The following is a 14,201-nucleotide window of genomic DNA, read 5'->3' on the forward strand; positions in this document are numbered from 1 at the left end:
TCGTGTTTATCACAGGCCGACAACACTTGTGATGTACATTTAAATATTAAACAACACATACAAACCCAAAGTTGACGCTTTGGCATGTGCAAAAGGAGATAATATGTGTGGAATCGTTGGGGCTGTTGCAGAACGCCCAGTAAATAAAATTTTAGTCGAAGGTTTAAAGCGCCTTGAGTACCGTGGTTACGACTCAGCTGGTGTGGCACTTTTAGATGGTAATACACTTAATACCGTAAAAGCAGTGGGTAAAGTAGTTAACCTTGAAAACGCGCTTGATGAAGCTGGCGTAAAAGGTACTACCGGTATTGCACACACTCGCTGGGCAACTCACGGCGGCGTGACGAAAGCAAACGCGCACCCGCATATTTCAAACAGCGAAATTGCCTTAGTGCACAATGGTATTATTGAAAACCACGCCAGCTTACGTGAAGCGCTGAAAGGCGATGGTTACGAGTTTTTATCAGACACAGATACCGAAGTAATGGTGCATTTAATTCATCAACTTCGCCAGCAACACACCACTTTACTTGCAGCAGTACAAGCGGCTGTTAAACAGTTTGAAGGCGCATTTGGTACAGTAGTATTTGATAAAGCCAACGATAATGAAATTATTGTTGCCCGTTCAGGCAGTCCATTAGTTATTGGCTTAGGCCTTGGCGAAAACTTTATTGCCTCTGACCAATTAGCATTATTACCAGTAACTCGTACCTTTATCTACCTTGAAGAAGGTGATGTAGCGCGTATCACCCGTAACAGTGTGGAAATTTTTGATGTAGACGGCAATGCCGTTGAACGTGAAGTCATTGAGTCAAACATCACACAAGATGCATCAGGTAAAGGTGAGTACCGTCACTACATGCTTAAAGAGATTTACGAACAGCCACTTGCAGTACGTAATACTCTTGAAGGACGTTTAAATGACGACCGCGTAGCGATTGATGCCTTTGGCGACAGTGCACAGCAAATATTTAAAGATGTAAAACACGTACAAATTATTGCCTGTGGTACGTCTTACCACTCAGGTATGGTTGCACGTTACTGGCTTGAGCAATTTGCAGGTGTTAGCTGTAACGTAGAAATTGCCTCTGAGTTCCGTTACCGCCAGTCGTTTGTACATGAAAACAGCTTACTGGTTACTATTTCTCAATCGGGTGAAACGGCTGATACTTTAGCAGCACTGCGTTTAGCAAAACAGCAAGGTTACATGGCATCAATGACCATTTGTAACGTACCTGGCTCATCACTTGTGCGCGAATCAGACCTTGCCTTTATGACCAAAGCCGGCGCTGAAATTGGTGTTGCTTCTACTAAAGCATTTACCACGCAATTGGTTGGTTTGTTAATGCTTACTGCGTCTATCGCGCAAGAGAAAGGCTTAGATCAAAGCACGATTGTTAACGCTATTAAATTGCTGCCAGCTAAATTAGAAGAAACTTTATTACTTGCTGATGGCATTGCCGACCTTGCAGAAGAGTTTGCCGACAAGCACCACTCACTGTTTTTAGGTCGTGGTTCACAATACCCAATTGCAATGGAAGGCGCGCTTAAGCTTAAAGAAATTTCATACATTCACGCTGAAGCATACGCAGCTGGCGAGCTCAAACATGGTCCGCTTGCGTTAATTGATGCCGACATGCCTATTATTGTTGTAGCACCAAACAATGAGCTATTAGAAAAGCTTAAATCAAACGTAGAAGAAGTACGTGCCCGCGGCGGCATCATCTATGTATTCGCAGATAAAGATTCACACTTTGAGTCAGACGACACAATGCGAGTGATCAACGTAAACCATGTAGATGACGTGATTGCACCAGTTGTTTATACCTTGCCATTACAGTTACTGTCGTACTACGTAGCGGTAATTAAAGGCACAGACGTTGATCAACCACGTAATCTAGCTAAGTCGGTTACAGTTGAGTAAAATCAATAGGTTAAAGTTTAAACATTGTGGGTGAACAATAAAGTTTCACCCTACACAATAAAGTATCATTCCAAACAATAAAGTTTCATGCTAAATAAAATCTAGCAATTGAACATTCTTTATGGCACAAAAGAAGGCGTTCATTAATTAAGCCGTGAAATAAGAAACATGGAAGTGTAGGTATAGAGATGGTCTTTGACGAGTTTATAAAAAAAGCTAAGGAAAATAATAATATATCTGATGACTTAATCAACAGAGTGTTGTTTTTTTCCAATATATGGACAACTTTCTTTGCTCCAGCTCTTATAGGTATAGGTATTTCTTATTTATACACACTGGATAAAGATGAAAACATTTCTTGGGTATTTTGGATTTTACTTATTATGTTTGCGACAGTTCACTTTGGAGTTGCATTCTTGCAGCATTTGAATAGCCGTAAATACTCATTAGTGTCTGAGGTACTGGGGTTAGAGAATGAAGTTCAGAAGACGCGAGATAATCTAGCAAAGCACCTGCATGCCTTGAAAGATGTATCAAACTTACATGCAAATCAAACAACTACAATATTTTGTCTAGCTAATATTGTAGACACAGCAGTTGGTGAATTACATGAAATGGAGTTGAATAAAACGCGTTGTAGTGTCGATAAATTCGATGACATAATAAAATCACGGTATGAGCAGATGATTCGTCTATTGTCTTTGGAGCGTGAAGCTCTATTCGGGTATACATCTGAAAGCCTTTACAATATAGCGTTGTATCACTACGATAAGAGTGATGAAAAGTTAAAAGTTTTAGTGCGAGATTGTGATAATAGGCTTCAGAAAAGGAATCGAGAATGGGGTCCTGGACATGGTCATGTTGGTTTAGCATTCTTGCACAAACGAATTAAAATTTGTCCAGATATAACGAAAAGCAACGAACTGATGAATTACTCTGATGCGTCTGGTGGTGAGACAAAATATAAAAGTTTTTTCTCTATTCCAATATTACGCTGTAAAGACAATGGCGATGTTGGTAATGGTGAACTTCCATTTGGTGTATTGGTCTTAACTAGTGCGACTAGTGAGCAATTTGAGGACATTAGAGATCTACAATTTTTGAATATCGTTGTAAAATTTTTTGCAATATACCTTGCGGCAGTTGAAGCGTTTCTAGCTCATAATGGTAATCTAATAGAAGGTGATGATGATGTCTGATAAGAAAGTTGAAACACCAACTCTTAAAGTTAGTGATATTCCAGTAAAATCACTTAGTGCTTCAGAGGGCTATAAAGTTGTGCAGGCAATTACCACTGAGTCTTACGACCCTCAGTCAATAGGTGAGCTATTTCAAGAGCAAAGAAAGAAATCATTTGCTTATGCTAAGTTACTGGTTTCTGGTTAAAATCAATATTTATCTAATCACCTTGAACACATTCTTCATATAGAGCCTGAGTTGAACTATTGACATATCTTACGCTATGCTGAAATTTCAATCAGTTATAGCGGTATATTATGTCTAGGAAGATTGGCCATACTGAGGCGCAATATCGTAAGTGGATTAAAGAGGGGCGTGGTAGTGGTGATTACCAAGATTACAAGCCGTGGTTAACGGTTTATGATGCGCCATCCGATGGCCGTGTACATCGAGTCTTTGGTTATAAATCCAAGCGAACACACCATTTATTATCCGACCTTGAACTATCTATGTTCTATTTGCTCGAGTGGCGGCAGGATGTGCTGCAAGTAAATGAGCAATTTTCGCTTGATCGTGAAATAACGGTAGAGTTAGCTGAATCTGCGATCAAAAACACCCAAATGTTCGGAGGGCGATAAACACCTGTCCAGCGACTTTACCTTTTATGCTTTTACTTACTTCATGATTATTAATAAGAAACATCATTAATTCTGCGTAAAACTCTGCCTTAAAATAGGGAAATGTGCACTTTACTACAGGTTTGGTTCTGCATGCAGGAGTAAGTGCATATTTGCTCTAAGATAGGCTCGGTACTTACTTAAACTTAATAGCTAAATTTAACCTCTGCTTTTCTTTTTAACTGGCTAGCAACGTTTTCAGCAAATTCAAAGGTGTTAAAGTTGTCCTTAAAGTAGGAAATATCATCCCGTTCAATGTAAGTGCTGTCTAACACTTCTCTAAAATCTAGAATATCTTTTAGGTTCTCAGTGTTTACATCATACTTGCCCCATGCATTGGCTTTACCATCAGCGCCTCTGTCGTAGGCCAGTCCTTTCATCATTACATCGGGTACTTGTTTGGCTAATTCTACAAGTTCAGTGTTTTCATTCAGTTTTTCTTCAAGAAAAGCTTTGCTTTCGTCACTGATAGGGCCATTCACAACCAGTTGGCCGCCTTCGTCAACAGAAAAGCCCCAATCCTGTTTAGCTAGCTGTGGATCTGATTTTTGCAGTTCGCTCATAAAGTCTTGGTAATGAGATTGCATATCTCTGAATAAACTGGGTAGTTCACCAAAATAAAGTGTTTGCGACACCTTCGCAAACCGATCTGGTTCGTACACGCTCACAGAAGTGACTTCAACATTGTGCAGGTTTTGGTTGTTAGCAAGGGCTGGTTCATTGCTGATATCGCTTTGGGCATGCTGTTGTTTGGCTGCAGTGTTGAGCTCTTCAGTAATAGGCTGCTTGCTGTCTGTTACTTGCTTTGTCGTGCTGAGTTGGGCCTGATTAATGGCTGAGTTAGCTATCTTCATAACATATTCCTTATAAGTGAAGAGGTCTTATTTATCGGTAGGTTCTTATAATTACTTTAGTAAAATTTAACACTTTTTTCATTTATACCAAGTAACTGAAAATAAAAACAGAGCAGTGCTTGCACACTGCTCTTATAATTCAAAGAATTACGATGGGTTGCTGCTCACTAAATCTTGATCGCATAAATGACTAAACCAGACGTACTCGACGTTGTCACCGCCAACTCCGAGTCCAACAGAGTGTGGTACTTCCAGTCGCCACACACCATACACCAAGTCAGTATCCCATATATTTTTGTAACCTAAGCTATATTCTGTATGTCTTAGCGTTAGATCGCTATAACATGAACCTAAGTTTATTGTGCCTGAAACTACACCGATACTGTTAGAAACCATCTCATAGTCTGTATATTCAATGACACCTTCAGGCTCTCTAATGTCTTGGTCAAACTTCAGTACAGCGCTTGCGCCTTCAATTGGTTGACCCGTCGAGTCTTGAAGTGTAATGCCCCAAGTGAGCTTGCGATAAGCTTGGGTTGTCGCATAAGGTAGGTCAGAAACGAATGATGAATAAGGCACACGGTTTACATTGCTTTCACCAGAGACATAATGATTCGATGCCGACACTACTTTGCTGCCGAATGTGAGTCCGTAGTAATTGTTTGGATTAACAGGCAGCGCTAAGTTGGGACGAACTCTGACATAAATTTCCTGATTGGGCTGTAAGTTGCCCAATGTATTATCGGCGTTTATGGTAAAGGTTTGCCAACCAGCGCTATAGTATTCCACAATCCACTCATCTAAATTGTTATCAGAGAAATTAAGTAGCACATCTTGGCCTCGTACCGAGGTGAATTTATAGATATCTATATCAGTCGCTGAATCCATATTGGCACTGATCTTATGCTGTTTGTCTGCTAACACAGTGGCCGTTGCAGCTGTATCATTAAACTCATAATCATCTAACTCAGTCGTCACAGCTGCGCCAAAGTTAAATGCCGCACCGGTGGATTCTTGTGCCTCCATAAACCAGTAGTAATGTCCCGGAACGGTCAAAACAACAACTGTTTCATCGGCATTTGCGGCATTACTCGAGGTGCCTAGAGTTGTGTAGGTATTATCTTCATTGTGTCGTATGATGCTGAGATCAATGTTGTTTCCGGTTTCTTGATTGAGTAGTAAGGCTGTTGTCTTGCTGCGTTCAGTAATTTCAAAATGGTAGCAGGCCGTGCCGCTAACATTTAAGCCAGATAAAGTATACAAATTGCCAGTAGCAAGCGTTGGGCATTGTGGCGTAATACTGGTTGTTGACACCTCGGTATTTGCCACACTGGACAGCGCTTTTTTATTTCGTTTTTTAGCGGTATTAAAGGTGAGCTTTTTTTGCGAGAGTTTGACTTCTCCCGCTGGTTTTAAATTCAGTTCTTGTGAACCCACTTGCGCGTGTGCATACAGTGCTGAAGTTAATGCGGTAGTTGACAATAAAACCATGGTTTTTTTCATACGTTATTTTCCTTATTTTGTATTCAATTTCATATAAACATTATCTCGTTTTTAGCACAACCTACTGTTAATCAATGGTGTTCCTATTAAGGGGGGGGATTGTTGAGTGATTTAAAATTAATCGGCGTTATTTTGGCTTTTTTAATGGGTATAGATAAGATTAATGTTGTTAAAATTAAAATTAAAATAAGTGAAAAATTATAAAAATTTCATTTGCTTTTCATAGCAGGGTTTTAAATGAGTTGTTTGTTACTTTATCGGGTTTATGGTGAAGGCAAATAAGCGGCGGTTGTAACGCTTGAGAATGCAAAAGGATGCTTAGTGGGCCTTGCTGATCAAAGTATGAAATTCTTATCAATCATGGCATTTTTGGTTTCAACTACCAATGTTCTGATACCACTTATCGAATTGGTTTAATTCTGCTTGGCCTTTAATGGCTGCTGCAACTACATGCCTATCATCTTGATCGGGTAAGCTTAGCCCATTAATTAAAGGCTCATAGCCTTCAACCAAACAATCAGGAACATTAGCATTCATGAGCGTTTTGATTCTTTCAAGTGCTGTATGCTCAATACTTGGGTTGTTCTTAAGCAGGTTTCGAGTCCATTCATCATGTATTTGCTCTGTCCATCGAGCTCGGAATAAACCTGTATTGGCTAAGTACATCAAATAGCTACGAAGTGGAGCAGGGTACATAACACATGCATCTAAGATTACTGTATAGGATGACATTAATAGCCCATATCCATTTCTTGATCTAAAGCTGATAATTCAGCAAGTGATGCTAAACGCTGTTCTTCTAAGCGTTGTTTATATTGCATAAGATCGGCAAAAGCGACTTTCCTACGATTTCCCGTGCGAGTAAATGGGATTTCTTGTGAATCAAGGAGTTTTATAAATGTTGGGCGTGACATATTTAGCATATCAGCACCTTCCTGCGTTGTTAGTTCTGCATGAATAGGGGTAATGCTAACGGAGTTGCCTTGCCCTAATTGAGTAAGTACTTCGATCATCATATTTAATGCGCTTGCAGGGATCGTTACTTCATGAAATTTACCTAGTTGATCAACCACATTAATTCTTTGCGCCTCACCATTGGCTTGTATAACAGCTGATAGCTCTTGGCTACCAAGCTTAGCGAGTGCTATTTCTTCAGCACTGGGTAATTTTGTAGCTGTGTTCATTTTTCTCTCTTACTATTGACGAGTACAAATTGTACAATGTTGTAAGTATCCGAAATATTCGCAATAAAGTCAACATTCGAAATATTCGAAAATAAACCTAAAGACGATAAATAGCGCTTTATGCGCTTTTTTTGTGTCTGAAACTCTGTTAACTTAAGTAACTCATTATTCTCTAAGGGATTAGTTATGCGCTTAATCACCGCTCTGTGTTTTATTAGCTTTAGTATTTTTAGTTCACTAAGTGCCTTTGCACAATCTGATGTTAAACAACAAACAGCTGATTATTCTCAGTTCACGCACACTATTAAATCGGCTGTTTTAAACGAAGAACGCACAGTTGTTGTACAGTTACCAAAGAGCTACCAAGCTGAGCCAAAGAAGGTTTATCCGGTCTTATATCGCTTAGATGGAGCGGGTAATATACCGCTTGCTAGTGCTGTTATTGAGCGTTTACAAAATGATAATCGTGCGCCTGAGGTTATTATTGTCGCTATTGAAAACACAAATCGACTTAGAGATATGTATCCTACAGTGAACAAGGAGCCGCAGGGTCCTGTCGGTGAAGGGGGCGGCGCGGCAAAGTTTTTAGCGTTCTTTGAACAAGAGCTAATTCCTTTAGTAAATAAGAATTATCGTACGCATGACTATAAGGTTATTGCTGGTGCCTCTGCTGGTGGTGTATTTTCGTTATATGCGTTGCAAGCCAAACCTGAGTTATTCCAAGCGCATATTGCGTATAGCCCTGCGGTTTGGTGGAACTATGGCGCATCGGTAAAAAGTACAAAGTCGTTTTTAGCTAAAAGCAAAGAGCTTAATAATTACGTTTATATAAATATCGGCGAAGAAGCCGGCATCATGCGAGAAAGGTATGATGAATTGCTGCAATCACTACAATCGCCTGAAGTGCGAGGGTTACGCTTTTTTAATGATGCATTTGATGGTATCTCGCATGGCTTAACCACTGCTGCTGGCGTATTTAATGCCTACTACAACTTATTTTTACCTAAACAAATGCCCATAAGTGCTTTGACTGACGATGTAGCATCGATTGATGCATACTATAAAACATTATCTCAACAATGGGGTGAGCAGATTGCGCCACCGGATCGCGCTGTTAGATCACTCGGTTATAACTTAACGGGCAGCAAGCAGTTTACTCGTGCTATTGAGGTGTTTAAGTACAATTTAAAAAACTACCCAAAATCAGTTGATGCGCTTTCTGCTTTATCTTATGGCTATGAAATGCAAGGTGATACTCGTCAAGCACTTGAACAGATGGGATCTGCTTTAGCGATTGCTGATGACTCATATCCTTATATAAATTACTTACAAGAGACGAAAATAAGGCTACAAAGGCTGTTAGATGGGAAAGCAAAATGATTGTTTTTTAGCTTCATAATAATACTGTTTTATATAGCTCAAGCTCGGTGGTTGTAGCCAAATTGTCATATATGGTTGTTATGCTGCCATGAACTTTATTTAATAAATTGCACATGACAGATAAAATCGCCATTTTCGAGCAAGCAGCCAATTGGGCTGAGTTATCAAGTAGCTTGTCAGACGAACAACAGCAACAACTTAAGGCTTGGCTGGATGAGGCGCCTGAACATCGTGATGCTTATCAAAAATGTCTTAAAATGTGGCGCTCTGATGAACTTGAAAATATGCTTGAAGAACAAGCAGAGCAACTTCCTGTAAGCAGTAAAAAGCCAATGACTAAGTGGTTATGGGCAAGTGCATTTTGTTCAGTTTTTTTACTCATCGCGGTTAATTTTTTAGCTATACAGTCACCCGCTAAACCAGAAAGTATAATCGCAAAAACAAACACTTCACAATCGCGCTATGTTGATTTACCTGATGGTTCAGCCATGAAGGTTGGCCCGCAAAGTACCCTTAGTTATTTGTTTACAAAGCAGTCTCGTAAAGTTGAGCTAAGCCAAGGTGAGTCGCTTTTTTCTGTGCAGCATTTAAGTGATAACCAACCATTTATTGTTGATGCTGGAGATACGCAAGTTACAGTAACAGGGACTGAATTCTCGGTAGATAAAAGTGACTTTGGTACTCAAGTTATTGTTGTTCATGGCAGTGTTCATGTAGCAAATCAGTTAGATAACACTAGCGTTGAGTTAACAGCTGGACAAAGTGTTGAAATCATTGATGGAAAAATGGGGGAAGTAAAGCACCTGCCTAAGTCATACAATCATTACTTAGATCTAGATAGCACACAACCACAGTGGCTGGATGCGTATCAAATGAGTTTGGGCTCTGTGCTTGCAAAACTTGATCGACAAATGAGCGAGCAAATTAGCTTAGAAGATAATGCCCTCAAATCAATGCTTGTTACAGGTCGGTTCGATCTCAACACACCAAAGCAAACGCTGCAGATGCTTGCTTTAGCCAATAAATTAAGAGTATCGCAATACTCCGAGCAAATTATTATACGTAATAACTAACATGCAAAGAGTAAGCGGTTTATTGCTGTTACTCTGTCTCTGCAATAGCCAACTTAGCTTTAGTCAACAAGCTATAACTACCTCTAATTCTGATGAGAAATTAGTAGCCGTTCAGGCGAAAGATTTATTTGGCAGTCTAAAAATGCTTTCAGAGCAAACCGGTGCAGCCGTTTTTTTTGCCGCTGATTTGGCTAATATATCTGCAGATTTTTATTACTCCGGTGACAATGATTTAACAAGCATCATCCGGTTAATAGCGACTCACTACCAAGTTAATATTGAGCAATTAGAGGGCTCTCTAATCGTCTCTCAGTTAACAATAAATGCAGTTGAAAATGATAAATCTATTAATAATGCGCCAAGCCTGCCCGAAAAAAAAGATATCCCCCTTGAAGAAGTGATCATTAGTGCTTCGTCAGTACAGACTAAAAGGGCTCGTAGATATTCAGTTAATAACGATGTGAACCCCGATGACGCTGTGCGAGTTGAATCAATATCATTAATGAATGCCGCGAGCTTTGCGACTAATAATTTAGCTGATTCATTACTTAATGTTGCAGGAATATCGGCCAGTTACGACAGTGCTGAGGCAAGGCAGGTTGCAATGCGAGGATTAAGTGGTGATTTTATTCATGTTGCATTAAACGGTATGCAGACCCTTGCTATACATGGTTCTTCGCTTGATAGCAGAGGACAAAATGAACGTGCGATTGCATTTGATTTTAATGTGTTGCCAAGTGAGTTATTTGAAAAGGTCGATATCGTTAAAGAATATAGTGTTGTTCAGGATAGCGGAGGAATTGCGGGCAACATTAATCTCTATACGAGCAGCGCTGAACAGCTTATGGATGAAGAGTCGCAATTAAATACCATGTTTGAATACAGCCAAACAGACTTTGTTGATGGGCCCACATATCGTGGTGCGTTTTCTTGGCAATACAAACAGCGACATTGGTTTTATATGCTCGGCGGCAGTATAAATCACAAAGTAACGCAAGAGCAGGGATACAATACCTATCGGTGGCGGCATTTAGATATTGCAAGTACTGACATTAGCCAACTTAGTACTGACATACAGCAAAAGCTACAAGCACAAGAGGTTTACTTTCCGCGTGGAAATCGATATTCCATTTGGAATAATAATATTAAACAGCAAGGGGTTACCGCTGCTGTACATTACCATGGTGATAACTTTAGCCATAAGCTTGATTGGTTATATGCAGAGCTTAATAACCAAAAGCAGGAGTATCACCTTTCAACTCGAGGGATCAGCTCCTCGGCACTCGTAGCCGGTGGCGACCAGCCGAGTAAAATTACGCAGCTTGAAATTGATGAACATGATTACTTGCGCTTTGCAGAGTTTGAAAATGCGCAAATAGCTACTGAGAGTCGGCAAATAAACAAAAAAACACAATTTTCGCAGCTCACTTGGCGAGGTGATTATTGGCTTTCTCATAAGTTTAAGTTGAATTGGTTGTTAGGAAGCTCGAAAAACGAGTTAGATGTGCCAAAAGATGAAAAAGTATTTTTAAAAGGATTTAGCAATTTAACAACCGACTACTCCCCTCAACTGGCTCATCCTCATAATAGTTACGGTATGGATTTACAGTCGAGTAGACAATGGCAACTCGACGAAATCGATATTCAGGCTAATCAATCATTAATTGAGCAACAACAGGGGAACATAGGCTTTAGCTACCAGTATGACGCAACGCTTTGGCAATTTGGTGTCCAGTATAAGCGTTTTGTAGATGAGCGAGTTCAAAAGCAACAAGATGACCTTTATAAAAGAGAATTTAATACAGGTCTTTTAGATAGTGCACTTGATAATGAGATTAGCCAGATTGTTGATTACCATAAAGAAGTATCTTGGTTAGGCGTCAATAATAGTAATGTGGCTAAGCGTTACTTAACCGATATTAGCCTTGATAGTGCTAATATTTTAGATTCGCAAAGTTATAGCCTAGAGCGAATTAACAGCGCTGCTTGGTTGCAGTATGAGTATCAGCAGAGTGATTATAGTGTTGATTTAGGTATGCGGATCGAACATTTTGATGAGCAAGTCTATCATGCAAAAAACTTTGCAAGCACAAGTAACCGTTATTCACGGCCGCTCTTTTCAGCTAATTTTAGATATGCACTTTCAGCTAATTGGCAAGCCCGTTTAAATTTAAGTGAGAACCTAACGCCTGTTGCCACCAAATACTTTAATCCAACGAAACAACCGTTATCAGGTATTACTGGTTATGAAGTGAGTAATACAGCGCTATCTGCTTATGAAAGTCAGCAATTTACACTGCAGTTGATTGGTAATGTCGATTCACACACTCAACTTGTGAGCAGTGTGTATGCTAAAAAATTATCAGGATTAATCAATTATCAGCAACTTGCTGATGATAAGAATTTATATCAGCGGGTGAACCAAGCAACGGCTTGGGTGAAGGGTATCGATATTGATTTAACCCATCACTTGCAACCACATATAACACTGAATGCGGCTTACAGTTACGCTGATAGCGAACGAGACTATCGTTTTGCTGATATGTTTAAGTATACCGGGCAGTTAGAAGGATTATCTAAACATGTTGCTAATTTTTCAGTAGATTACCAACAACCAACATGGGGCAGCCGACTACAGCTGAATTATCGTAGTGGTTATATTAGTGAAATCAATTATCAGCAGATATGGGTTGATCAGTTTGAAACGGGGTTTTTACCATTTAAGCGTATTAACTGGTCTTCTTATTTTGCTTTAAACGATGTGCTTGAATTAAATGTTGGCGTGAATAACCTTAGTAATGAATATTACCGAGAGTATGCAGGCCAACACCATGCGATATACAACACCACTCAAGCAGGAAGGCAGTATTATCTTCGCTTTATATTGATGCTGTAACGTTTTTAATTTTGATGCGATTAGAAGCCCGGATAACCAGTAGGCAGCGATGAGTTAAGCTTATTGATAAAGTTACCTTCATTAAAAGGAGTGTTAGCTTTATCAAAGCTGGTGGTATTAAATAAATACTGTAAATCGGCATTTGTTGTTCCTACATCGCCTTGCATTAACTGCCACGAAGCTAGTGTTGGTGTATGCCATGCCCCAGTTGCGTTTTCTGCCAGCTCTTGCGCACCACCTGGTCTAAATACGTGAGTTGATGCGCCATCTTTATGATAGACAATTCGTACGTGCTGTTGCTGAGCATCATCGTAAGCGTAATCGCTTTTGGCCGCAGTAACAGCACCGCGATGCTTGGAGTAACTAATATGAGTTAAATTGTTATTGGTAAGCCATACAATTACGTATTCCCAGTCATGTCTATGGCTGAAAACATCATCAAACCATGCGTTATCTATCGCCTGATCTTTCTCAAAGTACAACGCATACATATGAGCACAATATTGAATACTACCATTATTAACGCAGGTACTACGATGGTTGGTGTTTGAGTTAGCTAAATCAGAGTTATCCCGGCAACCCCCTCCAATGCTGCCTGTGGGCTTTAATCCGCCATTAGCTTGACCATTACGGCCAATCCCAACCGATGGGTAGCAGCCATCAGTATCATAATCAAAGCGAGGGGCCCACTTTTTAGCATCACTGGTTGTGAATTCTTTAATTTTTGGCGGTGGAGCAGCTTGTACTGCCTGACAGAAAAGGGTTGTACTTACAAAAGCTAAGGTATAGATAAAGAATAATTTTTTCATTCTACGTTTCCTTGAGTTTAGTTTGAATGTCCTATTAAAGAGCAAACTAAAAATACCAAGGAGACAATTTTTATTATGAAGCTTTCATTACCAAGCAGGTTATTCAGCATGCATAGCAAGTTGCGCGAGTGCGCGATTTATATGTTTTTTTACAGCATCTTCGCTTAAATCCAACTCTTTGGCTATGTGCCCTCTGCTTTGGTTGTATAAACGACGGCGGATAAAAACTTGTTGGCGCATAGGCGGCATATTTTTTAGTACCGCCTGGATTGTTGATATTTGTTGGTGCTGTGAATAGCGCTGCTCAATACATTCAGACTCTCGGGTATCAAGCGTTTCATCGTAAGGTTCGCTTTTTTTAGCCGATAATTTCCATGCAAAGTGACGCGCAACCGTTACTGCATAAGCCAGAGGATTATCGATTTTTTTATGTTTATCTTGCTCGATAACAGTGGCAAATGTTTCTTGAAACACATCAGCCTCATCTTCAGGCACTTTGACCCATTTACGGATTGCGGCTTTCAATTTTAGCTCATCTTTTAACAACTCAGTTGTAATTGAAAATTCGCGTTTATTCACGGCTATATTCTTATTTTTAATTAAAAAATCTACCCTATGCTGACAGACAAATATGACAACTAAATTAACTTTTATCGAACTATGAATAATTAAAAAAAATTAAATTTTTTTGGCGCCTTTTTAACTTTTACTCTCTCTTTACA

At 39.6% G+C, this 14,201-nt stretch carries 13 protein-coding genes; 7 read left to right on the plus strand and 6 right to left on the minus strand.

Annotation, left to right across the window (positions count from 1 at the left end; genetic code table 11):
• Nucleotides 1-103 precede the first annotated feature (103 nt).
• The 4 genes from glmS to A7968_RS11135 all read left to right on the plus strand — a co-directional run bounded on the left by glmS (nucleotide 104) and on the right by A7968_RS11135 (nucleotide 3,741).
• A complete protein-coding gene (gene glmS / locus A7968_RS11120; RefSeq protein WP_064666657.1) occupies nucleotides 104-1,924 on the plus strand; it encodes a glutamine--fructose-6-phosphate transaminase (isomerizing) in 1,821 nt (606 codons plus the stop codon).
• Between the two features lie 188 nt (nucleotides 1,925-2,112).
• On the plus strand, nucleotides 2,113-3,123 hold the full coding sequence (locus A7968_RS11125; RefSeq protein ID WP_064666658.1) for a GAF domain-containing protein: 1,011 nt from the start codon (nucleotides 2,113-2,115) through the stop codon (nucleotides 3,121-3,123).
• The gene (locus A7968_RS11130) at nucleotides 3,116-3,310 is read left to right on the plus strand and encodes a hypothetical protein (protein ID WP_064666659.1); all 195 of its coding nucleotides are present in this window, start codon (nucleotides 3,116-3,118) and stop codon (nucleotides 3,308-3,310) included. Before A7968_RS11125 ends, A7968_RS11130 begins: the two co-directional genes overlap by 8 nt.
• A gap of 110 nt (nucleotides 3,311-3,420) precedes the next feature.
• Nucleotides 3,421-3,741 carry a PDDEXK family nuclease gene (locus tag A7968_RS11135; RefSeq protein WP_227008870.1) on the plus strand — a complete coding sequence of 107 codons (321 nt, stop codon included), beginning with the start codon at nucleotides 3,421-3,423 and terminating at the stop codon, nucleotides 3,739-3,741.
• 185 nt (nucleotides 3,742-3,926) lie between these two features.
• Here A7968_RS11135 and A7968_RS11140 read toward each other — a convergent pair whose 3' ends face one another.
• The 4 genes from A7968_RS11140 to A7968_RS11155 form a co-directional block, all read right to left on the minus strand.
• Nucleotides 3,927-4,634, minus strand: a complete 708-nt coding sequence (locus A7968_RS11140) for a hypothetical protein (RefSeq protein WP_064666660.1) — start codon at nucleotides 4,632-4,634, stop codon at nucleotides 3,927-3,929.
• 147 nt (nucleotides 4,635-4,781) lie between these two features.
• Nucleotides 4,782-6,137, minus strand: a complete 1,356-nt coding sequence (locus A7968_RS11145) for a hypothetical protein (protein WP_064666661.1) — start codon at nucleotides 6,135-6,137, stop codon at nucleotides 4,782-4,784.
• Between the two features lie 375 nt (nucleotides 6,138-6,512).
• Complete coding sequence (locus tag A7968_RS11150; protein WP_208855839.1) at nucleotides 6,513-6,869, minus strand: PIN domain-containing protein; 357 nt, start codon at nucleotides 6,867-6,869, stop codon at nucleotides 6,513-6,515.
• Nucleotides 6,869-7,321 (minus strand): excisionase family DNA-binding protein, encoded by a 453-nt coding sequence (locus A7968_RS11155; protein ID WP_064666662.1) that lies wholly within the window; start codon nucleotides 7,319-7,321, stop codon nucleotides 6,869-6,871. Before A7968_RS11155 ends, A7968_RS11150 begins: the two co-directional genes overlap by 1 nt.
• A 186-nt stretch (nucleotides 7,322-7,507) precedes the next feature.
• On the opposite strand from A7968_RS11155, the gene A7968_RS11160 reads away from it, so the two are divergent.
• From A7968_RS11160 to A7968_RS11170, 3 genes are all read left to right on the plus strand, one after another.
• Nucleotides 7,508-8,701 carry an alpha/beta hydrolase-fold protein gene (locus tag A7968_RS11160; RefSeq protein WP_064666663.1) on the plus strand — a complete coding sequence of 398 codons (1,194 nt, stop codon included), beginning with the start codon at nucleotides 7,508-7,510 and terminating at the stop codon, nucleotides 8,699-8,701.
• A 113-nt stretch (nucleotides 8,702-8,814) separates the two neighbouring features.
• Nucleotides 8,815-9,774 carry a FecR family protein gene (locus A7968_RS11165; protein ID WP_064666664.1) on the plus strand — a complete coding sequence of 320 codons (960 nt, stop codon included), beginning with the start codon at nucleotides 8,815-8,817 and terminating at the stop codon, nucleotides 9,772-9,774.
• Between the two features lies 1 nt (nucleotide 9,775).
• Entirely contained in the window at nucleotides 9,776-12,670 is a 2,895-nt protein-coding gene (locus A7968_RS11170; protein WP_064666665.1) for a TonB-dependent receptor plug domain-containing protein, read from the plus strand.
• A gap of 20 nt (nucleotides 12,671-12,690) precedes the next feature.
• Here A7968_RS11170 and A7968_RS11175 read toward each other — a convergent pair whose 3' ends face one another.
• Together A7968_RS11175 and A7968_RS11180 are read right to left on the minus strand one after the other, a co-directional pair.
• Nucleotides 12,691-13,479 (minus strand): NPP1 family protein, encoded by a 789-nt coding sequence (locus A7968_RS11175; protein ID WP_064666666.1) that lies wholly within the window; start codon nucleotides 13,477-13,479, stop codon nucleotides 12,691-12,693.
• A 99-nt stretch (nucleotides 13,480-13,578) separates the two neighbouring features.
• Nucleotides 13,579-14,058 (minus strand): RNA polymerase sigma factor, encoded by a 480-nt coding sequence (locus A7968_RS11180; RefSeq protein ID WP_064666667.1) that lies wholly within the window; start codon nucleotides 14,056-14,058, stop codon nucleotides 13,579-13,581.
• Nucleotides 14,059-14,201 lie beyond the last annotated feature (143 nt).

Origin of the sequence: Pseudoalteromonas prydzensis (assembly GCF_001661495.1) — a bacterium.
GTDB classification, from domain to species: Bacteria; Pseudomonadota; Gammaproteobacteria; order Enterobacterales; family Alteromonadaceae; genus Pseudoalteromonas; species Pseudoalteromonas prydzensis.

Excerpts from the sequence above, each read along its gene's own strand:
- A7968_RS11150 (WP_208855839.1), bottom strand. The coding sequence starts at position 6,869 with ATGTCATCCTATACAGTAATCTTAGATGCATGTGTTATGTACCCTGCT.
- A7968_RS11145 (WP_064666661.1), bottom strand. The coding sequence starts at position 6,137 with ATGAAAAAAACCATGGTTTTATTGTCAACTACCGCATTAACTTCAGCA.
- A7968_RS11130 (WP_064666659.1), top strand. The coding sequence starts at position 3,116 with ATGTCTGATAAGAAAGTTGAAACACCAACTCTTAAAGTTAGTGATATT.
- A7968_RS11160 (WP_064666663.1), top strand. The coding sequence starts at position 7,508 with ATGCGCTTAATCACCGCTCTGTGTTTTATTAGCTTTAGTATTTTTAGT.
- A7968_RS11155 (WP_064666662.1), bottom strand. The coding sequence starts at position 7,321 with ATGAACACAGCTACAAAATTACCCAGTGCTGAAGAAATAGCACTCGCT.
- A7968_RS11170 (WP_064666665.1), top strand. The coding sequence starts at position 9,776 with ATGCAAAGAGTAAGCGGTTTATTGCTGTTACTCTGTCTCTGCAATAGC.
- glmS (WP_064666657.1), top strand. The coding sequence starts at position 104 with ATGTGTGGAATCGTTGGGGCTGTTGCAGAACGCCCAGTAAATAAAATT.
- A7968_RS11135 (WP_227008870.1), top strand. The coding sequence starts at position 3,421 with ATGTCTAGGAAGATTGGCCATACTGAGGCGCAATATCGTAAGTGGATT.
- A7968_RS11175 (WP_064666666.1), bottom strand. The coding sequence starts at position 13,479 with ATGAAAAAATTATTCTTTATCTATACCTTAGCTTTTGTAAGTACAACC.
- A7968_RS11140 (WP_064666660.1), bottom strand. The coding sequence starts at position 4,634 with ATGAAGATAGCTAACTCAGCCATTAATCAGGCCCAACTCAGCACGACA.
- A7968_RS11165 (WP_064666664.1), top strand. The coding sequence starts at position 8,815 with ATGACAGATAAAATCGCCATTTTCGAGCAAGCAGCCAATTGGGCTGAG.
- A7968_RS11125 (WP_064666658.1), top strand. The coding sequence starts at position 2,113 with ATGGTCTTTGACGAGTTTATAAAAAAAGCTAAGGAAAATAATAATATA.